Below are 19,750 nucleotides of genomic sequence, written 5' to 3'. Positions count from 1 at the left end.
CAGCTCAGGTGCTCACCAGCCGTCCGCGCTTGTCCCACGGTGCGCCGCTTTCAGGCCGCAGGCGGTAGGGTGCATGGCTTCAAGAGACGCAGGTAACGCAGGACACACAAGAGACACCAAGACACTTCAAGACGTTAACGAACCCATGGAGCGATCATGACGAACACCGAGTCAGCTTCCGTTAGTCCGCAGTCTTCACACAACACGCATGCTGCACCCGCAACGGTTGCCGCCGGCGCGTCGCACAAAGCAGGCGATCAGCCGTTCTTCGATCCGGTTGCTTATGGCAACGGGCCGGACGATTCCGTGACCGATACCACTGAAACGGCCGCGGTGACGCATCATTCGATCGTGATCGGCGGCCAGAAAATCAACTACACGGCGACGGCGGGTCACCTCGTGATTGTCGACCCGAGCAGTTCGCAGCCTGAAGCCAAGATGTTCTACGTCGCGTTCACGCAGGACAATCAGAAGGAGGACACCCGCCCGGTGACGTTCTTCTACAACGGCGGTCCGGGTTCGTCTTCGGTGTTCGTGCTGCTGGGCTCGTTCGCGCCGCGCCGCATCAAGACGTCGATGCCGGGCTTTACGCCGCCCGCGCCGTATTCGATGGAAGACAACCCGGATAGTCTGCTCGACAAGAGCGACCTCGTCTTTATCAATCCGGTCGGCACGGGCTACTCCGCGGCCATTGCGCCGAAGACGAACCGCGCCTTCTGGGGTGTCGACCAGGACGCAGACTCGATCAAGCAGTTCATCAAGCGTTTTCTTACCAAAAACAATCGCTGGAATTCGCCGAAGTACCTGTTCGGCGAGTCTTACGGCACGGCACGCAGTTGCGTGCTGGCGTACCGGCTGCATGAAGACGGCGTCGATCTGAACGGCATCACGCTGCAATCGTCCATTCTCGATTACACGCAATCCGGCAACCCGGTCGGCGCGCTGCCCACAGCCGCCTCGGACGCGTGGTATCACAAGAAACTCGGCATTGCGCCGCGGCCGACCGACCTGGGCACGTTTGCCGAAGAAGTGGCGCAATTCGCGCGCACCGACTATCTGGCGGCGCTGCGCAAGTTTCCGACTACCGATTCCGCAACGGTCGAAAAGCTGAGCGAATACACCGGTATCGACAAAACCACCTTGCTCGCCTGGAGCCTCGATATCGCGTCGTACGACAGCCGCGGCAATTCGCTGTTCCTGACCACGTTGCTGAAATCGCAGGGCCTCGCGCTCGGCGAGTACGACGGCCGCGTGACGGCGATCAACACTGGCATCGCCGGCAAGATCGACCCGAATTCCGGCGGCAACGATCCGACCATGACGGCGGTGACCGGCGTCTACACGACGATGTGGAACGTGTACCTGAACGAGCAGTTGAAATACACGTCGAATTCGGCGTTCACGGACCTCAACGATCAGGCATTCCAGTATTGGGACTTCAGCCACATCGATCCGACCGGCGCACAGAAGGGGCTCGATGCGAAGGGCAACATCATTCTGTACACCGCCGGCGATCTTGCTGCCGTGATGGCGCTCAATCCTGACCTGAAGGTGCTGTCGGCGAACGGTTTCTTCGACTACGTCACACCGTTCTATCAGACCGTGCTCGATCTGCAGCAAATGCCGCTTGTCAGCCAGCAGGTCCGGCTGAATCTGTCGGCGCGTTTTTATCCGTCGGGGCACATGGTCTATCTCGACGGCGGCTCGCGTACCGCGCTCAAGGCGGATCTCGCCAAGATGTATGATGCGACGGTGTCCAATACTCAGGCGCTCGGGCGTATCCGCGCCTTGCAGGCTCGGGTTCAGGTGGCGAAACCCGGTTGATGTAGCGTGCTGTTGGCGCGGTGCGTGAGCGGCGTGCCAACAGCGGCGCTATCTTTATCCTGGGGTTCGGCGCGGTCTTGCAAGGTGTATGCGTGCACGGCAAGACCGCACCGGCCGACACCTGCGAGCGCATCTGGATGCATCCGCGCCAATTTGCGCCAGTGCGGCTTCTTCACGCAGAAATATTGGATGTGTTTTAATTGTCTGAGAATTGAACTATTGCGCGCCGCTGCCGGCGCGCCGACGAATGAACGTAGGCATTGCAGACAGGCGCCGCATCATCCATTCCAGCGACGCAACCAGCCGTACCTATCAAGCGATTCCACCAACGCTCGCGCGCCGGTGCGGCGCCGCGCGTCCTGCCCGCAAGTTGCGCGTTGCCTTCCTGCTCGGCTTCGCCGCGGCACTTGTATTGCGCGTCGGTGAGGCCCGCGCTCAGGATTCAGCGATGCTCGACGAGCGCGTTACGCAAGAGTCGGTCAGCGACACGATTTGCCGACCCGGTTACGCGGACACGGTTGCACCGCCGTTCGACGAACTGATGGCACACAAGGCGCGCATGCTTGCCGAGCGCGGCATCGATGCCGACAGCGGTCCCACTTTCGCGCTGGACAGGCGCGTGCCCATTGTGCTCGGCGGCTCGCCGAATGCGCTCTCCAATCTCGACGTTCTGCCGTGGGCAGGCCAGCAGGGCGAGCGTCGCAAGGCGCGCGCCGCGGTCATGCTCAAACGCTGCGTTTGCGAAGGGAAACTGAGCCTCGCGGAGGCGCAAGCCGCGATTGTCGGTAACTGGTCGGTGGTCTATTCAGGTTTCAGCCAGACGTCTTGCGACGTGAGCCGTCTCGATGTCGCGACCGGCGACAGCAACGGGCGAGGTGACGGTCGCGACAGCGCGCCATGAGGCGCGCCGATCTTCGCCTGCGTCGAAGTTCCGTCTGCGGTGCTGGTTCACGTGCCGCAAGGCAAGAATGCGTGGTGGGTGAGCGCGGCCAACGTGCAAGCGACGGACTGATCCCGACGATCAGCCCGCCCTTTGCGCACGTCCCCCGCAGGATGCCCGTGGCGATGCATGTCGTGGTCCGGTTTTTGCGTCCAGCGTCCGCGTCTGGGCATGTACCGGGCCTGCACCACTGAATGAACATGTGTTTTGCTATTTTTACCGCTGCTTATTCAGGTACAGTGCATTAACGGACGTTTTAAAGTCCGTTTTTACGACGTTGTGTCGCATCGCTTTTGTTGTCGATTGTGGCTATCCTGAAAACAGGACGAATTTCGAAGGGGAGATTTAAATGGTTGCCTTCTATCTGACATTGGCTGCTTTGGGTGCGGCCGGTGCTGCATTGATCCGCCAACTCGCGGCTGCTCAGGCGAAACAGCGTGCCGCGCTGCGCCCGGTGCGCGTGCAGGCCGCGGATCGCAGTACGCGCCGAGGGTAGGCGGCATGAACCTGATCGTGCGCAATATCGCGGAATCGTGCAGCGAACAGGAAGTGCGGGAATTTCTCAAGCGTGAGCTTGGGCATTACGCGAAACACGTCGAGGTGGTCGACGCCGGGAAACCCAGCGCCTACGCCACGGTCGAGTTGAACGCGGAAGTGCCGTATGTGGGCGAGGTGATCGCGCGGCAGATTCACGGCAAGCATTTGGGCGGCCTGATGCTCGAGGCGAGCGCCGATCTGTTTAGCGACGATACGTCGCCGCCTGCTCACTGAGCTCTCGCCGCCGCGTCTGCCGCAGGCGTCGACTGCGTCTATTGAGAAGAACACGCGGCGTCTGGCGCATTCCCGACGCGCATCCTCCCCGCGCATTCTGGTTGTGACATTCCCTCTCTCATTTCCCGTTTGCCTTCACCGGCCAATCGAACGGCGTGTAGGGCAACGCCCGCTTGTGCCGCGTGACATCGTAGAAGCGCAAGACCGTCTCGCGCGCGGCGTCGCTCACGGGTTTGCCTTCCAGAAAGTCGTCAATATCGTCGTAAGGGATGCCGTACGCGTCTTCGTCCGGTCGTTGTGGGCGCAACATTTCCAGGTCGGCGGTCGGTACCTTGTGGGCCAGCACTTCGGGTGCGCCCAAGGCTTTGGAGAGTGCCCGCACACGGCGTTTGTTCAGGCCGGTGAGCGGCAGCACATCGGCGCCGCCGTCGCCGAACTTCGTGAAAAATCCCATCACCGATTCGGCCGCGTGGTCCGTGCCGATCACCACACCGGCTCGGGCGCCGGCTACCGCGTATTGCGCGATCATTCGCTGCCGTGCCTTGATATTGCCTTGAATGAAATCCTGCTGTGAGTCGTCGTTAAATCGCATGCCACTGTTATCCAGCGCGGCGAGCATCGCATCGGCGGCGGGTTTGATATCGATGGTGAGATTTTCGTCCGCACGAATGAAACTCAAGGCCTGCTGTGCGTCGGCTTCATCTTTTTGCACGCCGTAGGGTAAGCGGATCGCGATGAAACGCGCGTCGTAATGCTCGGCGCGCAGCCGTTCGACCGCGAGTTGCGCAAGCCGCCCGGCGGTCGTCGAATCGACACCGCCGCTGATGCCGAGCACATAGGTTTTCAGGCCGCTGCTGCGCAGATAGTTCGCCAGAAAAGCGACCCGGCGCTCGATTTCCTGCGTGGCGTCGAATTCGGCGGCAACGTGCATTTCCGCTACGATGCTTGCCTGGCGTGCGGCTGGGTCTTGTTGCGTCATGTTCCTCTTTCCTCAGTGTGCGATGGCGCGGGTGTCGGCCGTGAACGCTCGCACGAATGGCACGAGCGGCCGGCCCACGAACAGACCGGCTCTGCGGGCATGATGTGGCGAATCAGTCCCGCGGTTTTATCGCGGCTATTGGCTTTAAATGCACTTTGTGCTGCTTTTAAAGCGCTGCGCAGAGCGTTAAATATTGCCGGTCCAGGGTGATAGGGGTGAATTGGCCGATTCTTCATCGACAGATGCTAATGTGCTTAGTAACATCCTCGTTCCGAGCGCCGCATGAGCCGGCGAGCAGTCAATAATAATCAGGTTTGCTCAAATACGCGATGAACTACCCTAATTGGCCTAGCCAGCCTGGACCGGATCGCAGTACTTCCGCATCGGTAGATCGTCGAAGCGAAGTAGTGTGTATGTCGGATTTACTCTCTGCGCCGTGTTCCGCGCGCGCAGTTCGTTCAGTACGCAATCTGACGCGCGCGTTGGGGGCGGTCTTTTGCGCGGTGTCATGTGGCGTCGCGATTGCGGCGTCGGGCACGGCGCCGGCTGCGGGCACCACGACCGCGCGGGCATCGGCATCTCTAGCGGCGGCCCACCCGGCGCCCGCCGGCAATGCGTCGGCCGTTGCCGCGCCCGATGCGGCCGGCGTGGTCGACCCGCGCCGCGCGTTCCTGCTACGGGGCGTGTTCGCACAAGAAGTGACGCGTCGGCTGAAAGTGCCGGCTGCGGAGCAGCGCGCCTATGCTGACCGCCTGCAAACGGCGCTCGGCGAGAACATGCTCGGCAACCTGTCGGGCGAGTATGTCGTGATGGTGGACCGCAATGCCAACGTGCAGGCGCTGTTCATCTATTTCCGGGCGACCCCGTCCGATAGCTGGCAGATGATCGGTGCGTCGCCGGTCTCCACCGGGCGGCCCGGCGAGTACGACCACTTCATCACGCCGCTTGGCGTGTTCGAACATACGCCGTCCAACATGGACTTTCGTTCTGAAGGCACGCTGAACGAGAACCACATTCGCGGCTACGGCAAGCGCGACATGCGGATCTTCGACCTTGGCTGGGCGCAGGGCGAGCGTGGTTGGGGCAAGGGCGGCATGTCGCAGATGCGTTTCCAGATGCACGCCACCGACCCGGACCGGCTCGAGCCGCTGCTCGGTATTCGCCATTCGAAGGGCTGCGTGCGGATTCCCGCGTCGCTCAATGCTTTCCTCGACCACTACGGCATTCTCGACGCTGAATATGCAGCGCTCGTCGAGTCCGGCAAATCGCTGTGGGTGTTGAAAAGCGATCGCCAGGTGACCCCATGGGCGGGGCGCTACATCGTCGTGGTGGATTCGGAACGCAAGAGCCGCCCGGCCTGGGCACCGGCCCCGGGCAGCAAAGTGCGCGCAAAAGTACCGGCCGGCGCCGATACGGCGGATTGATCCACGGGTTGAGGGGCGAGGGTGTCGAGCCAATATCGAGCTGGCGGCGTTCGCGCATTGACCGACGCAGGCTGGCGTGCGCCGGTCAACCGCTCACGACCGGGCCAGCAGCACGCCGATCAGGGCTACCGCAAATCCCGCGATCTGCACCGGCAGCAGCGTTTCGCCGAAGCCGACATATCCTTCGAGCGCAGCGAGCGGCGGCGCGAGAAACATCAGCGCGGTGGCGCGCGCAGCATCGCCGCGCCTGACCATCCACACCAGTAAGGTGACGCTGATCCCGGACAGCATCACGATGCCCCACGCAAGCGACCCCCACAACGTGGCCGATGCAATCCAGCGATGCTCGCCGAGCACCAGCGCAAGAATCGCCGCAATCACCGCCGCGCCGACATTCTGCACCGCGCTTGCGCTGCGGATATCGGCTTTCGCCAGCGAGGTCTTCTGAAACAGCGTGCCCGCGGTGATCGCGCCGATCGCGACGATCGAAATGAACACGATCAGCCACGGCGGCGCGTTGCCATGCGAAGTGGACGGCGCGGCCGCGGCGAGTTTCGGTTCGAGGACCAGCACGACACCGGCGAGGCCGAGCGCCATACCGGTCCAGCCGCGCCGCGACAGGCGCTCGCCAAATAGCGGCGCGGCGACGGCAGCAGTGGCGAGTGGTTGCAGCGCGCCGAGCAAGGCCATGACACCTGCGCTCAAGCCTTGCGCGACGGCCCAGTAGCCCGCGCCGAGATAGACACCTTGCAGCAGCGCGCCCGCGAGCAGATGCTTGCTGAGATCGCGGCCGGTTGGCCACGCGGCGCGTGTGGCGAGCGCGGCAAGCGCGAATATCAGCGCGGTGCCGCCAAAGCGCGCAAGCAGGAACAGATTGGGATCGGCATAGGGGGTGATCGCCCGGGCGACCACGAAACCGGTCGACCACAACACGACGAATACGGCGGCGATTGAGGAAGCGAGCATCGGAGACGGGTGGCGTGAAAAGCCGCCATCTTGCCAGGACACGCGAAGTGCGTCTTGTTCGAAGCTGCAATCGCCGGTACGGGCTCAATGGCGAATTGCCCGAACCGCGCCTCGGAGCGTCCACGGCGTCCCTGGTATCACCACATCAACAATACCGTCCCCGCGCCGAGCACGCCGCCGCACAGCGCGCATGCCCACAGCAGCCTGCGCGTACGCCGATATTCAAGGCTGATATCCAGTAACAACTGGGCATTCTGCTGCGGTGTGCGGGCGCGATCGTGCTCATGCTGCAGGTAGCGCACGGCCAGTTGCGGCACGCGCGGCAGCATATGCGCCAAATGCGGCAACTCGCGCGCGATATGTTTGATCCAGCCGCGGTGATCCATATCGCGCCGCGCAATCCCCGCCAGCACACCGCGTGCGACATTCCACGTATCGACGCCCGGATGCAGCGCGCGCGCCAGCATTTCCGCTTGCTGGAACGAGCGCTGCGCGGTGGCGAGGCGGCCAGACACGGCGCCGTCGAAGGGATGCACCGCGTGCAGCAGATGATGAAATAGCGAGCCCGCCGACCGGTCTTCCGGCTCGGCCGCGAAGTGCGCTTCGGCGCGTATGCGCAACTCGGCTTCGAGCATCTCCGCGCGCGTGTCGTGCGGCACATGCCCGGCATCGCGATGCAGTTCGGCAAGCCGGCCGTAGTCCTGGTTGAACAGCGCAGTCGCGCCGTGCACGAAGAATTCGCGCTCGTCGGTCGACAGACTCGACATGATCGAAAACTCCGCCAGCACAAGGCGTCCCAGCGTGTCGGGTTCGATGCTCACGCGCACCCGGCGCGCATCGAGCGTCGCGTGAAAAAAACCGTGCTCGAACGCCTGTTCAGTCACCACCTCGACGATATGCGCGGCCAGCGGCGCGAGCTTGATGTGATGCGCATGCAGGCCGGGCAGGTCGCTTGCGGCCAAGGTGCTGACGCGTTGCATCGTCAGCGTGTAGTTGGTGCAGAGATCCCAGATCACATCCGGCACGACGATGCGCGCGTCGCCGTCGAAATGATGGCCGGTCTGGCTCAGATTGGCGGCTTCGGCGCGCAGATCGAAGCGGCGCAGGATGTCGTCAGTGAAAGTCTGCGCCAGCGTACGCAGTTGCAGGCGGCGGGCAGAGCCGGAAAGCTTCTCCAGCCAGCGCGCGACCCAGCGCAACAGCGCGAGTTCGTCGCCGATCTGTTGCAACTGATCGGCGCGCACCAGCTTGATGGCCACTTCGCTACGGCCGTTGACCGGCACGAGGAGCCGCGCGAAGTGCGTCTGTTCGGCAAAGCCGCCGCGCACGGGCACCAGATCGACCGCGCTGAAGATCGTGGCGAGCGGCCGGCCGAATGCGCGTGCCAAGGCCTGTTCGGATTCCTGCGGCGGCAGCGGGGCTTCGAGATGGTCGATCGCGTCGATGGCGTCGTGCAGGGTGCCGGTCGCGAGTTCGGGCCGTTCAGCCAGTGTCTGCGCGAAGCGGCTCGCGAGTGGCCCGAGCGCGGGCAGCACGCCGTGCAGGCTCTCGCCGCGCCCGGACGCATGCACGCGGCCGACCAGATCGATTATCCAATGCAGTTTGTGGTCAGGCGGGGCGGCAAGCCAGAACAGGCGAGCGCCATAACGCAACGCGTGGAACAGCAGCAGTAAACGGCGAAACAGTGGCGGCATCGGCAGTTCGGTTGATGGACTACACGGCATCGACGGGCGTCGGCGCGCAGCCAGGGCATTCAGGTTAGCAGGTAAGCGCGGCAAGAGGAGCATCCCCGCGCCGCGCGTAATACAATACGCCGGCCTTTCAACCGTGGCGAAACCCAAGCGTGCCGGCTTCCGGCCCTCATCAGATGCTCGCAGAACAACGTCACCAATACATCCTGGCGCAAGTCGCCAAAACCGGCGCGCTCTCGGTTGCTGAACTGGTGCGCGAACTGAACGTGTCGCGCGAGACGATCCGCCGCGATCTGAATGCGCTGGCCGGGCGCGGCTTGCTGGTCACGACCCACGGCGGCGCGCTGTCCAGCGACCGGCGCGAGCCCGACCTCGATACCCGCGAAGCCGCCAACGCCAGCGCCAAGCGGGCGATCGGCGAACGCGCGGCCGAGTTCGTGCCGGACGGCGCCTCGCTGGTCATCGACTCGGGCAGCACCACGCAAGCGGTGGCCCGGGCGCTGCTCGACCGGCATCGCCTGTCGGTCTATACGAACGACTGGCGTATCGCGCTGCTGCTCGGCCGCCGCAACGATAACCGCGTGACGCTACTCGGCGGCGAACTATCGGATATCGAAGACGCTACCTTCGGGCTCGACACGATTCATCAGTTGACGCAGTACCACGCGGACTTCGCCTTCATCGGTGCGGGCGGCATCTCGCCGGACGGCTATCTGACCGACTACAGCCGCATGGCGGCTGAAGTGCGCAGCCGCATGATCGCCGCCGCCGACATGGTGGTAATAGTCGCCGACCACTCGAAGTTCGGGCGCGTGACGCCCGTGCGCATCAACGGCATCGAGTCGGCGCGTTATCTGGTGACCGAATTGGCGCCGGAGAAAACGCTCGCCAAGGCGATCACGGCGCATGGGCCGGAAATCCTGATCGCCTGAGCACCCGGGCGGCTGATGGCCGGAGCGCATGAAAGCATGAGGCAGCGCCCTGTGCATCTCGTGCACCGCGGGTGTTCCGCGGCGTCCACGTCACTTCACGCGAATCCCAAGCCGTTGCAGCGTGCGACCGATCGCGGCCACCGCGTTATGCAGTTCGTTCGCCTCGATTGCGCCGATGCAACCCACGCGGAAGGTGTCCACTTGCGTGAGCTTGCCCGGATACAGCACGTAACCGGCGTCGCGCACCGCAGCGTAAAAGTCCGCAAAATTCCACGCCGGGTCGCGCGGCGCGCGGAACGTGACGATCACCGGCACTTGCACGTCAGGCCTCAGGAACGGCTCGAAGCCGAGCGCTTTCATGCCACTTACTAGCGCCGCCCAGTTCTGCGTGTAGCGTGCGCCGCGCGCGGCTTGCCCCCCTTCCGCGATGAACTGATCGAGCGCTTGACGCAAAGCAGCGACCACATGAGTCGGCGGCGTGAAGCGCCACTGCGTCGTCTTCTGCATATAGACGTATTGGTCGTGCAGATCCAGCGCAAGCGACGGCGAACGTCCTTCGCTCTGCTCCAGTACGCTGCGCCGCACAATCACAAATCCCATCCCCGGCACGCCTTCCAGGCACTTGCCGCTCGCCGAGATCAGCGCGTCGATGCCGCCGCGACGCAAATCGATCGGCAGTGCGCCGAACGAACTCATCGCGTCCACGATCAGGCTCTTGCCGTGCCGCTGACACACCGCGGCGATATCGTCGAGCGGATTGAGCAGACCCGCGCTCGTTTCCAGATGGACCTGAGCGACGTGGCTGATGCGGGAGTTGCGATTGAAGGCGTCTTCGATGGCCGCGGCGCTGACCGGTTCGTCTTCGCGTAGCGCCAGTTCGTCGTAAGCGATCCCCATTCGCTGCAATATTCGGATCAGACGGGTACAGTACGCGCCGTTGTTCGGAACCAGCACACAGCCTTGACGTGGCACCAGCGTACCCAGCGCCGCTTCAACCGCGAACGTGCCGCTGCCTTGAAGCGGCACACATACATAGTCATTTTCGCCATGTACGATTTTCACGAGGTCGGCGCATACGCTATGGGTCATACGGTTGAACGCGGCGTCCCACGATCCCCAGTCGCGTAGCATGGCTTCGCGAGTTTGCGGCGAGGTGGTGAGCGGGCCCGGGGTCAGCAGGATGGGGTCGTTTCCAAGGATCACACAGCCTCCGTCATCAGATGAATGTTCGTTGCCCGGTCAGGGCGAAGAACAGATTGACTTGGATATTATTGGCGAATTGTGTCATTTTTTGGAATTAGACAGAATAGTCATGGCGTTGTCATGGAAACCTGTGATCCTTGCTGTGCCCGATCAGGCATGGCAGGCAGCGCGACGCGTAGGTGAGCTGTAAGTCAGGCTGGAGAAGAAGCGGCAAAGTTGTCGGCAATCTGCAATCTGTACGAAACTGCACGACAACTGGCCGCGGGCAACACGCAACACGCAAGCGGCACGGCGCTACCGCCGTTCAATCACAACAGGTATCGGGTTATCCCGACCGTCTGGTTTTTTGCCTTTCGGAGAGAGCGACATGACAAAGACGAATTCCCTTCACGCCACGGCTGGCCTCGCACGCAAACTGTTGCCGGCGCTGATCGCCGCTGCAGCGTTCGGCGGCACGGCGATGCAGGCCCATGCGGCTGACGCAGTGGTGCTGTACACCGCCGACGGCCTCGAAAACCTCTATAAGGATGTGCTGCCGGCCTTCGAAAAGAAGGAAGGCGTGAAGGTCAACATCGTCACGGCAGGTAGCGGTGAAGTGGTGAACCGCGCCACCATCGAGAAGGATCAGCCGAAGGCCGACGTGATCGTCACGTTGCCGCCGTTCATCCAGCAAGCCGACCAGAGCGGCCTGCTGCAGGCGTATCAGAGCGCCAACTACAAGAACGTGCCGGCGATCGCCAAGGCGCCGAACGGTGCATGGGCGACCTTCGTGAACAACTACTTCTCGTTCGCGATCAACCCGGACGTCACGAAGAACCAGCCGAAGACGTTCGCCGACCTGCTGCATCCGGATTACACCGGCAAGGTCGCCTACTCGAACCCGGCCACGGCTGGCGACGGTATGGCCGTGATCATCCTGACCACGTCGCTGATGGGTGAAGACAAGGCGTTCGACTATCTGAAGAAGCTCGAAGAGAGCGCCAAGTTCCACACCAAGGGCACCGGCTACCTCGACGTGCTGCTCTCGCGTAACGAAATCGCCTTCGCTAACGGCGACCTGCAGATGGATCTGGACGATGCAGCGAACGGCGGTCTGTCGCTCAAGCCAATCTTCCTCGCAGCCAGCGCCGGCGGCAAGCCGACTACGTTCCAGCTGCCGTACGCGATCGGCCTGATCAAGAACGGCCCGAACCAGGCAGAAGGCAAGAAATTGATCGACTACCTGATGTCGACCGACGTGCAATCCAAGGTGCCGGACATCTTCGGTATCCCGGGCCGTACCGACGTGCCGCTCGCCGGCAAGAACGGTGAAGCAGTCAAGAAGGCGATCGCCGGCGTGACGCTGATCCCGGTGGACTGGACGCAAGTGATGGCGAAGAAGGCTGACTGGACGGCGCGTTGGAAGAGCGATGTGATCGGTTCGTCGGGCAAGCAGATCGAAGTGGTCAAGCCGGCGCAGTAAGCAGCAGTTCGTAATTGAGTCAGGCGGCGCCCCCTGCATTCGCGCGAGGCGCCGTATCAGCATTAATCTAGTTGGAGGATGAACCCGGTGAATACGGCCAGTCTTGCTCACCCAGGCGCGCTCGGCGCCTCACCGGACGCGCTCGACGCCGCGCGTTCGAACACGCCGGGCGGCGTGCAGATCGACCATCTGACGGTGCGCTTCGGAACGCGCACCGTGCTCGACGATCTGTCGCTGACCATTCAGCGCGGTGAATTGCTCACCGTGCTCGGCCGCAGCGGTTGCGGCAAGACCACGCTGTTGCGCTTCATCGCCGGGTTCATTGAAGCGGACGGACTGTCCGGTACGCTGACTGTTGCCGGTCACGACCTGACGCATGTGCCGCCGCATAAGCGCAATCTCGGCTTGCTGTTTCAGAGCTATGCGCTGTTTCCGCATCTGTCGGTGTTCGACAACGTGGCTTTCGGGTTGCGCGCGCGCCGCACGCCGTCGAAGGATGTCGCGCGACGGGTTGCCGATGCCTTGAAGCTCGTGCAACTGGGCGACGCCGGGCATCACATGCCCGCGCAATTGTCGGGTGGCATGCAGCAGCGTGTGGCCTTGGCGCGCGCGCTCGTGATCGAGCCCGATGTGCTGTTGCTCGACGAACCGCTTTCCGCACTCGACGCCAATCTACGCGCCTCGGTGCGTTCCGAACTGAAGGCGCTGCATGAGCGCCTGCCGAATTTGACGATCGTCTGCGTGACGCACGATCAGGACGACGCGCTGGTGCTGTCCGACCGCACGCTGCTGATGCGCGAAGGCCGCATCGCGCAGCTCGGCACGCCGCAACAGTTGTACGACACGCCGAACGACGGTTTTGTCGCGCGCTATCTGGGCGCGGCCAATCTGTTGCCGCCGCAGGTCGCATTCAGCATGGGCGACGTGCACTATAACGAGCGTGAGCGGGTCGCGTGTCTGCGTCCGGAGGCGCTGCGTATCGTCCCGCTCGGCGAAGGCCAGTTGCATGGCGCGATTACGTCGGTCGAATGGTACGGCGCGGTGCTGTCGGTGTCGGTCGCTCTGGACGCGATGCCCAACGAGCCGGTGCTCGTCACCACGCAGCGCGGCAACGGCATGATGCCGGAGAAGGGCGCGCGTGTTTCCCTGCGTTATGAGGCTGACGATGTCGTCCTTATCAACCCCTGATACCCCCAATTCGCTCAGCGCCGCTGCCGCCGACGCTCGCCGGGCCGCCAGCGCCGCGGCGCATACGGCCTCGGTGAAGCGCCGCGAACGCGCCGCGCAATGGCATCTGCTGTTCATCGCGGTAGTCGTACTCGGTCCGCTCGTCATTTATCCGCTGGTGCGGCTGGTGCTATTGAGTTTGACCGGCCAGCACGGTTTGAGTCTGCAAGCGTACTCGACGTTCTTCGGTAACCCGGAGACGCGCGGCGTAGTGGGCACGACGCTATGGATCCTGTTCGTCAGCGCGGGGCTCGCGTCCTTGCTCGGCGTCGCGTTGGCGTCGCTATTGTTCTTCAAGCCGTTTCCCGGCGCGCGGATGATCACGCGCTTTCTCGAACTGTTCGTCGCCTTTCCGTCGTTTCTGGTGGCGTTCACGCTGATCTTTCTGTACGGCTCGCAAGGCTCGGTCAGCATTGCCTTGCAGCGGCTGTTTCATCTCGAGGCGCCGCCGCTCAATTTCCTGTTCGGCGTGGGCGGGGTGATTCTCGCGGAAGTGGTCTTCTACGCACCGTTCGTCGTGCGTCCGACGCTGGCGTCGTTCGCCACGCTCGACATGCGGTTGATCGAAGCCGCCCGCAGTCTCGGCGCAAGCGGTTGGATGGTCGCGTACAAGGTGATCCTGCCGCTCGCGTGGCCGGGTATCGCCGCGGGCACGATCCTGTGTTTTCTGCTGACGTTGAACGAGTTCGGCATTCTGCTCGTGCTCGGTAGCGCGCATCTGATTACGCTGCCGGTCGCGATCTACAGTTCCGCGACCGTCGACCTCGATCTGCCGACCGCCGCCGCCGGCGCGGTCGTGATGCTGATCATGTCTTTGTCGCTGTACGCGTTGTACCGACAGGTCAACCGTCGCAAGGTGAAAGGAGCGGGCCATGGCCGTTGAACTCGACCCGACCGTTTTGCCGGTCATGCACAAGAAGGCGCGGCCGGTCCGGCACAGCCTGCTGGTGCGGATGTTAGGCGGCCTGTTTCTCGGCTTTGCCGCGTTGCTGTGCTTCTGGCTGTTCGTCTTGCCGGTGCTGGTGGTCGCGCTATCAAGCGTGGCCGGGCACTGGTCGGGCACGATCCTGCCGGACAGCCTCAGCATGCGCTGGTTCGAACGGCTGGGTTCCAGCGACTTCGACGCGTTGACGACGAGCCTCGGAATCGGCATGGGCGTTGCCGTGCTCGGCACGATTATCGGGCTGTGGCTGGCGCTGGCGCTCGAAGGACGCGACCGGCGTGGTCTCGGCGCGCTCGTGGACACCATCGCAATGATGCCCAATGGCGTACCGAGCGTGGTGCTCGGGCTGGCCGTGCTGATTGCGTACCACAAGCGGCCGTTCGATCTCTCGAGCTCGGCGGCTATCGTCGTCTTTGTGCAGCTCGCGTTGGTGTTGCCGTTCTGCTACCGATGCGCGGCTGCCGCGTTGCGTCCGGAATTGACCATTCTGCGCGAAGCGGCAGCGAGCCTCGGTGCGCCGCCGTCGATGGTGCTGCGGCGCGTCGTGCTGCCGCAACTGGTGCCGGCGATCCGCGCGAGTCTCGCACTCGGCTTCGCGCTTTCGCTCGGCGAACTCGGCGCCACGCTCACCGTGTACCCGCCAGGCTTTGCGACGGTGCCGATCGTTGTGGTCGGGCAGGTGGAGCGTGGTTATTACCTGCCGGCCTCCGCGTTGTCGCTGATTCTGCTGATGGTCTCGCTGGCCGCGCTGCTGCTGATCGCGGCGCGTGTCCCGCGCCGTCGGGCAGACTGACACGTATCTTTTGATGGTTGTGTTTGCGTGCCATACGGCGCGCAAACTCATATCGATGTGGCGAAATTTGTCAAAATGACCGAATATATGCAAACTGCTTCTGTCGATCCGATTGAGGTTGTGCGCAGGCATTCGCTGACGACGCTGGTCCGCGACGAAATCGAACGACACATCATCGAAGGGGCGATCGCGCCCGGCGACAAACTCAATGAAGCCGACTGGGCCGCGCGTCTGCAAGTGTCGCGTGGGCCGGTGCGTGAGGCGTTTCGCGCACTGGAGCAAGCGGGCCTCGTGCGCACCGAAAAAAACCGTGGCGTGTTCGTGCGGACGGTTTCACTGGCGGAAGCGGACGAGATTTACGTGGTGCGCGCGGTGCTTGAAGAAGCGGCGTGCCGGATGCTGGCTTCGCGTATCGATGCGCAGAAGCTTGCCGTGTTGCGCGAGTGGGTCGACGCGATGCGCGCCGCGCTCGACGCGCAGGATCACGATGCTTACGCGCGCGCCAATGTGGCGTTTCACGACGCGATCGTGGCGGCGTCGGGCAACGTCAAGCTGTACGAGACGTACCGAAGGCTGGTGAGCGAGTTGAGCCTGTTTCGCCGTGCCGCGCTGGTGGTGCATGCCGATGCGATGGAGCGCTCGCTCGCCGAACATCGCGCGATTCTGACAGCGCTGGCCTCGCGCGACGCCGAACATGCCGCCGCGCTGATGCACGCGCATGTGAACGGCGGCCTGCAGCGCGCGCGTGAGGCGTGCGAACCGGCGGGGCTGTTGGGCGCGGTGCAGATGTCGGCGGCATCGAACGATTGAGACTGGTTGCAACAGATTGACTAGAGCACGCGTGCTCTCCATGCATGGAAGGTAACAATGGCAAACCCAAGCGAACATACGATCGACGTCAACGGCCGCAGCTACCGGCTGCCCTCGCAACCGACCGTCGTGGTGTGTGTCGACGGCTGCGAATACGATTACCTCGAAGCCGCGGTCGCGGCGGGCGTCGCGCCTTTCATCGGCAAGATGCTCAAAAGCGGCGCGGCCTTCAAGGGCGACTGCGTGATTCCGTCGTTCACCAACCCGAATAATCTGTCGATCGTGTGCGGCGTGCCGCCCTCGGTGCACGGCATTTGCGGTAATTACTTCTGGGACCCGGACGCGAACGGCGGCGAAGGCGCGGAAGTGATGATGAACGATCCCGCCTATCTGCGCGCAGGGACCTTGCTGGCGGCCGCTGCTGAAGCCGGCGCGTCGGTTGCCGTGGTCACCGCGAAAGACAAGCTGCGCCGTTTGCTCGGCTGGCAATTGAAGGGCATCTGTTTCTCAGCGGAAAAAGCCGACACGGTGACGCGCGAAGAAAACGGCATCGACGAAGTGCTCGATCTGGTCGGTTTGCCGGTGCCGGATGTCTATAGCGCGGGTCTGTCCGAATTCGTGTTCGCTGCCGGCGTACGGCTTGCTGAGACCCGCAAGCTCGACCTGATGTATCTGTCGACCACCGATTACATCCAGCACAAATGGGCGCCGGGCACCGAAGGCGCGAACGCGTTCTACGCAATGATGGATGGCTATCTCGCGAAGCTCGACGCACTCGGCTGGGTGATCGGCCTGACCGCCGACCACGGCATGAACGCCAAGCACGATCCGCAGACCGGCGAGCCGAATGTCATCTATCTGCAGGACGTGCTGGACGATTGGCTCGGGCACGGGAAAGCGCGTGTGATTCTGCCGATTACCGATCCCTATGTCGTGCATCACGGCGCGCTCGGTTCGTTCGCGACGATCTATCTGCCGCATGATGTGAGCGTCGCACAGGTGATCGAGCGGATCGGCGGCTTGCAAGGCATCGAGGTCGTGCTCGACAACGGCGCGGCGTGCGAGCGCTTTGAGCTGCCGAACGACCGCGTCGGCGATATCGTCGTGGTCAGTACCCGGCATGTGGCGCTCGGCACGCGTCGCGATGAGCACGATCTGTCCGGACTAACCGTGCCATTGCGTTCGCATGGCGGTATTTCCGAGCAGGAAGTGCCGCTGCTGTTCAATCGGCGTGTCGAGGGAGTGCCCGCTGGTAAACGGTTGCGCAACTTCGATATCTTCGACGTCGCGTTGAATCACGTGTCGGCATCATGAACGCCGTGTTGCGGGACCATCCGGCATTTCGCGCAGAAGCGCTGCGGCTCAAAGGCGAGCGCGCGGCACGGTCGCGCACGCTCGACGTGTTCGATCCTTTTACGGGGACGCGGGTGGGCACGGTCCCGTTGGCGAGCATCGACGACGTGCGCGCCGCGTTCGAATATGCCGCCGCGTATCAGGCGAAGCTCACGCGCTACGAGCGTTCGCAGATTCTCGAGCGCGCCGCGGCATTGCTGCGGGAGCGGACCGAGGAGGCCTCGGACCTGATTTCGCTCGAGTCGGGTTTGTCGAAGCAGGATTCGCGCTACGAGATCGGCCGCGTCGCCGATGTCTTCAAGTTCGCCTCGATCGAAGCCTTGCGCGACGACGGCCAGAGCTTCTCCTGCGATTTGACGCCGCATGGCAAGCAGCGGCGGGTGTTTTCGCAGCGCGAGCCGCTGGCGGGTGTGATTGTCGCGATTACGCCGTTCAACCATCCGATGAACCAGGTCGCGCACAAGATTGCGCCGGCTGTTGCAACCAATAATCGTGTCGTGCTGAAGCCGTCGGAGAAAGTGCCTTTGTCGGCGTTGTACCTGGCGGACATTCTTTATGAAGCGGGTTTGCCGACGCCGATGCTGCAGGTGTTGACCGGCGATCCGCGCGAAATCGCTGACGAACTGATCACGCATCCTCTGGCGGAGCTCGTGACCTTCACGGGTGGCGTGGCGATCGGCAAATACATTGCGGCGAAGGCGGCTTACCGGCGCGTCGTGCTGGAACTGGGCGGCAACGATCCGCTGATCGTGCTCGAAGACGCCGACCTCGAACGCGCGGCGACCCTGGCCGTGCAGGGCTCGTATAAGAACTCCGGGCAGCGGTGTACTGCAGTCAAGCGGATGCTGGTGCAGAAGAGCATCGCGGCGGACTTCACCGATCTGGTCGTGGAGAAGACGCGTGCATGGACCTACGGCAATCCGTTCGACGCGTCGAATCAGATGGGCACCGTGATCGACGTCGCTGCAGCAGAACTATTCGAGGCGCGCGTCAACGAGGCGGTCGCGAGTGGCGCGCGCTTGCGTATCGGCAACCAGCGCAACGGCGCGCTTTACTCGCCGACCGTGCTCGATGGCGTCGATCCTTCAATGACGCTGGTGCGCGAGGAAACGTTCGGCCCGGTGTCGCCGATCATTACCTTCGACACGCTCGACGACGCCATTCGTATTAGTAACGGGACGCCGTTCGGATTGTCGTCCGGTGTGTGCACGAACCGGCAGGACGCGATCACGCGCTTCATCAACGAGTTGCGCGTGGGGACGGTCAACGTATGGGAAGTGCCGGGATACCGGATCGAGCTGACGCCGTTCGGCGGCATCAAGGATTCCGGCCTTGGCTATAAGGAAGGCGTTCAGGAAGCGATGAAGAGCTTCACCAATCTGAAGACTTTTTCATTACCGTGGGAGTAAGAGCGTGGCATTGAGTCTGAACGACATCCGTTCGCTTTTTGAGCAATACGGCAATCTTGCCTACAGCGGCGAGCCGGTGACCCAGCTTGAACATGCGTTGCAGAGCGGCGCGTTGGCGGAGGAGGCGGGCGCTCACGATGAACTCGTTGCCGCTGCGTTTCTGCACGACCTCGGCCATCTGTTGAATCTGCAAGGTGAAACGCCGACGGAGCGGGGCATCGACGACCTGCATCAGTATTTCGCGCTGCCGTTCTTGCGGCCGGTGTTGTCGGACGCGGTGTTGGAGCCGATTCGGCTGCACGTCGACGCCAAGCGCTGCCTTTGCGCCATCGACGATGCTTATTTTGGCCAGCTTTCCGCCGATTCGGTGCGGAGCCTGGAATTGCAAGGCGGCATCTTCAGTAAGGAAGAGGCTGAGACGTTCTTGCAGAAGCCCTACGCGGATGACGCATTGCGCCTGCGCAAATGGGACGATCGCGCAAAAGAAGAGAACCGCGCGACACCGGGCCTCGATCACTATTTGAACGTAGTCGAGCGCGTGATGCAAAGGCGCGCGGCCGCCTGAACGAGGCGGTTTTTGGCGGGCCTTTGGGTGAGTGTGTTGTGCCACGTGTTGAGCCATCTTCGCGCCATTTCTGGCGCAATCCATGCGTATCAAAATAACGCTTGCAAGACACGGTCCGGCTCGCTAGAATCTCGCTCTTTCGTGCTTCGGACGCCGGGGCACGGGAGGCGGGAGAGCCAGAGTGGCAAGGCTTTCAGCGAAGTGAGCGGGTTGAGAAAGTTAAAAAAACCTGTTGACGACGTAGCGAAAGTTCTCCATAATCTCGTTTCTCTGCTGCTGATGCAGCGACGCAGAACGAAGCGGTGCCGGGTGGTTGTGAGGTTGACGACAGCGGTGCAGGTTCGGTAGTGAATGCGTAATCGATCTTTAAAAATTAACAGCCGATAAGTGTGGGCGCTTGATGCGCGACGCGCAGTGGATCCTTCGGGGTCTGCTGGAAGCGAAAGTATCAAGTCTCA

General features: G+C 62.9%; 18 protein-coding genes. 14 read left to right on the top strand and 4 right to left on the bottom strand.

Annotated elements, in window-relative coordinates:
* Positions 1–156 precede the first annotated feature (156 nt).
* From GNZ12_RS37585 to GNZ12_RS37570, 4 genes are all read left to right on the top strand, one after another.
* Positions 157–1,824 (top strand): S10 family peptidase, encoded by a 1,668-nt coding sequence (locus tag GNZ12_RS37585; RefSeq protein WP_172317226.1) that lies wholly within the window; start codon positions 157–159, stop codon positions 1,822–1,824.
* 247 nt (positions 1,825–2,071) lie between these two features.
* Positions 2,072–2,725, top strand: a complete 654-nt coding sequence (locus tag GNZ12_RS37580; RefSeq protein ID WP_172317224.1) for a hypothetical protein — start codon at positions 2,072–2,074, stop codon at positions 2,723–2,725.
* A gap of 388 nt (positions 2,726–3,113) precedes the next feature.
* Positions 3,114–3,260 carry a hypothetical protein gene (locus GNZ12_RS37575; protein WP_172317222.1) on the top strand — a complete coding sequence of 49 codons (147 nt, stop codon included), beginning with the start codon at positions 3,114–3,116 and terminating at the stop codon, positions 3,258–3,260.
* 5 nt (positions 3,261–3,265) lie between these two features.
* Positions 3,266–3,535 carry an RNA-binding protein gene (locus GNZ12_RS37570; RefSeq protein ID WP_172317220.1) on the top strand — a complete coding sequence of 90 codons (270 nt, stop codon included), beginning with the start codon at positions 3,266–3,268 and terminating at the stop codon, positions 3,533–3,535.
* A 118-nt stretch (positions 3,536–3,653) separates the two neighbouring features.
* Here GNZ12_RS37570 and nadE read toward each other — a convergent pair whose 3' ends face one another.
* Entirely contained in the window at positions 3,654–4,514 is an 861-nt protein-coding gene (gene nadE, locus GNZ12_RS37565) for an ammonia-dependent NAD(+) synthetase (RefSeq protein WP_172317218.1), read from the bottom strand.
* Positions 4,515–4,927: 413 nt separating this feature from the next.
* Between nadE and GNZ12_RS37560 the strand changes: the two genes are divergently transcribed.
* Positions 4,928–5,938 carry a L,D-transpeptidase gene (locus GNZ12_RS37560; RefSeq protein ID WP_235994011.1) on the top strand — a complete coding sequence of 337 codons (1,011 nt, stop codon included), beginning with the start codon at positions 4,928–4,930 and terminating at the stop codon, positions 5,936–5,938.
* A 93-nt stretch (positions 5,939–6,031) separates the two neighbouring features.
* Here the strand turns inward: GNZ12_RS37560 and GNZ12_RS37555 are convergent, their stop codons facing one another.
* Positions 6,032–6,904, bottom strand: coding sequence for a DMT family transporter (locus tag GNZ12_RS37555; protein ID WP_172317214.1), 873 nt, complete (start codon positions 6,902–6,904; stop codon positions 6,032–6,034).
* 137 nt (positions 6,905–7,041) lie between these two features.
* On the bottom strand, positions 7,042–8,598 hold the full coding sequence (locus GNZ12_RS37550) for an ABC1 kinase family protein (protein ID WP_172317212.1): 1,557 nt from the start codon (positions 8,596–8,598) through the stop codon (positions 7,042–7,044).
* 173 nt (positions 8,599–8,771) lie between these two features.
* Between GNZ12_RS37550 and GNZ12_RS37545 the strand changes: the two genes are divergently transcribed.
* A complete protein-coding gene (locus tag GNZ12_RS37545; protein WP_172317210.1) occupies positions 8,772–9,527 on the top strand; it encodes a DeoR/GlpR family DNA-binding transcription regulator in 756 nt (251 codons plus the stop codon).
* 90 nt (positions 9,528–9,617) lie between these two features.
* Here the strand turns inward: GNZ12_RS37545 and GNZ12_RS37540 are convergent, their stop codons facing one another.
* Positions 9,618–10,730 carry a 2-aminoethylphosphonate--pyruvate transaminase gene (locus GNZ12_RS37540; RefSeq protein WP_407947761.1) on the bottom strand — a complete coding sequence of 371 codons (1,113 nt, stop codon included), beginning with the start codon at positions 10,728–10,730 and terminating at the stop codon, positions 9,618–9,620.
* Positions 10,731–11,097: 367 nt separating this feature from the next.
* On the opposite strand from GNZ12_RS37540, the gene phnS reads away from it, so the two are divergent.
* From phnS to GNZ12_RS37500, 8 genes are all read left to right on the top strand, one after another.
* The gene (gene phnS, locus GNZ12_RS37535) at positions 11,098–12,192 is read left to right on the top strand and encodes a 2-aminoethylphosphonate ABC transporter substrate-binding protein (RefSeq protein ID WP_172317208.1); all 1,095 of its coding nucleotides are present in this window, start codon (positions 11,098–11,100) and stop codon (positions 12,190–12,192) included.
* An 87-nt stretch (positions 12,193–12,279) separates the two neighbouring features.
* Positions 12,280–13,380 carry a 2-aminoethylphosphonate ABC transport system ATP-binding subunit PhnT gene (gene phnT, locus GNZ12_RS37530; RefSeq protein ID WP_172317206.1) on the top strand — a complete coding sequence of 367 codons (1,101 nt, stop codon included), beginning with the start codon at positions 12,280–12,282 and terminating at the stop codon, positions 13,378–13,380.
* A complete protein-coding gene (locus tag GNZ12_RS37525) occupies positions 13,358–14,302 on the top strand; it encodes a 2-aminoethylphosphonate ABC transporter permease subunit (RefSeq protein WP_074287867.1) in 945 nt (314 codons plus the stop codon). Before phnT ends, GNZ12_RS37525 begins: the two co-directional genes overlap by 23 nt.
* Positions 14,292–15,155, top strand: a complete 864-nt coding sequence (gene phnV / locus GNZ12_RS37520) for a 2-aminoethylphosphonate ABC transport system, membrane component PhnV (RefSeq protein WP_172317204.1) — start codon at positions 14,292–14,294, stop codon at positions 15,153–15,155. The genes GNZ12_RS37525 and phnV overlap by 11 nt, the downstream gene beginning before the upstream one ends.
* Before the next feature lie 75 nt (positions 15,156–15,230).
* A complete protein-coding gene (locus GNZ12_RS37515; protein WP_172317202.1) occupies positions 15,231–15,965 on the top strand; it encodes a phosphonate utilization associated transcriptional regulator in 735 nt (244 codons plus the stop codon).
* Between the two features lie 57 nt (positions 15,966–16,022).
* The gene (gene phnA, locus GNZ12_RS37510; protein WP_172317200.1) at positions 16,023–17,279 is read left to right on the top strand and encodes a phosphonoacetate hydrolase; all 1,257 of its coding nucleotides are present in this window, start codon (positions 16,023–16,025) and stop codon (positions 17,277–17,279) included.
* Positions 17,276–18,727: a phosphonoacetaldehyde dehydrogenase gene (gene phnY / locus GNZ12_RS37505; protein ID WP_172317198.1), complete on the top strand. Its 1,452-nt coding sequence runs from the start codon at positions 17,276–17,278 to the stop codon at positions 18,725–18,727. The genes phnA and phnY overlap by 4 nt, the downstream gene beginning before the upstream one ends.
* A 4-nt stretch (positions 18,728–18,731) precedes the next feature.
* Positions 18,732–19,292, top strand: coding sequence for a phosphonate degradation HD-domain oxygenase (locus GNZ12_RS37500; protein WP_172317196.1), 561 nt, complete (start codon positions 18,732–18,734; stop codon positions 19,290–19,292).
* Positions 19,293–19,750: the final 458 nt, after the last annotated feature.

Source organism: Paraburkholderia solitsugae, from assembly GCF_013177695.1.
In the GTDB taxonomy this organism is placed as follows: domain Bacteria; phylum Pseudomonadota; class Gammaproteobacteria; order Burkholderiales; family Burkholderiaceae; genus Paraburkholderia; species Paraburkholderia solitsugae.
The sequence above is the reverse complement of the archived record's forward strand: the minus strand, read 5'-3'. Positions and strand labels throughout refer to the sequence as shown.

Coding starts and splice junctions, on each gene's coding strand:
- GNZ12_RS37585 (WP_172317226.1), top strand. CDS start 157: ATGACGAACACCGAGTCAGCTTCCGTTAGTCCGCAGTCTTCACACAAC.
- GNZ12_RS37580 (WP_172317224.1), top strand. CDS start 2,072: ATGAACGTAGGCATTGCAGACAGGCGCCGCATCATCCATTCCAGCGAC.
- GNZ12_RS37575 (WP_172317222.1), top strand. CDS start 3,114: ATGGTTGCCTTCTATCTGACATTGGCTGCTTTGGGTGCGGCCGGTGCT.
- GNZ12_RS37570 (WP_172317220.1), top strand. CDS start 3,266: ATGAACCTGATCGTGCGCAATATCGCGGAATCGTGCAGCGAACAGGAA.
- nadE (WP_172317218.1), bottom strand. CDS start 4,514: ATGACGCAACAAGACCCAGCCGCACGCCAGGCAAGCATCGTAGCGGAA.
- GNZ12_RS37560 (WP_235994011.1), top strand. CDS start 4,928: ATGTCGGATTTACTCTCTGCGCCGTGTTCCGCGCGCGCAGTTCGTTCA.
- GNZ12_RS37555 (WP_172317214.1), bottom strand. CDS start 6,904: ATGCTCGCTTCCTCAATCGCCGCCGTATTCGTCGTGTTGTGGTCGACC.
- GNZ12_RS37550 (WP_172317212.1), bottom strand. CDS start 8,598: ATGCCGCCACTGTTTCGCCGTTTACTGCTGCTGTTCCACGCGTTGCGT.
- GNZ12_RS37545 (WP_172317210.1), top strand. CDS start 8,772: ATGCTCGCAGAACAACGTCACCAATACATCCTGGCGCAAGTCGCCAAA.
- phnS (WP_172317208.1), top strand. CDS start 11,098: ATGACAAAGACGAATTCCCTTCACGCCACGGCTGGCCTCGCACGCAAA.
- GNZ12_RS37525 (WP_074287867.1), top strand. CDS start 13,358: ATGTCGTCCTTATCAACCCCTGATACCCCCAATTCGCTCAGCGCCGCT.
- phnV (WP_172317204.1), top strand. CDS start 14,292: ATGGCCGTTGAACTCGACCCGACCGTTTTGCCGGTCATGCACAAGAAG.
- GNZ12_RS37515 (WP_172317202.1), top strand. CDS start 15,231: ATGACCGAATATATGCAAACTGCTTCTGTCGATCCGATTGAGGTTGTG.
- phnA (WP_172317200.1), top strand. CDS start 16,023: ATGGCAAACCCAAGCGAACATACGATCGACGTCAACGGCCGCAGCTAC.
- phnY (WP_172317198.1), top strand. CDS start 17,276: ATGAACGCCGTGTTGCGGGACCATCCGGCATTTCGCGCAGAAGCGCTG.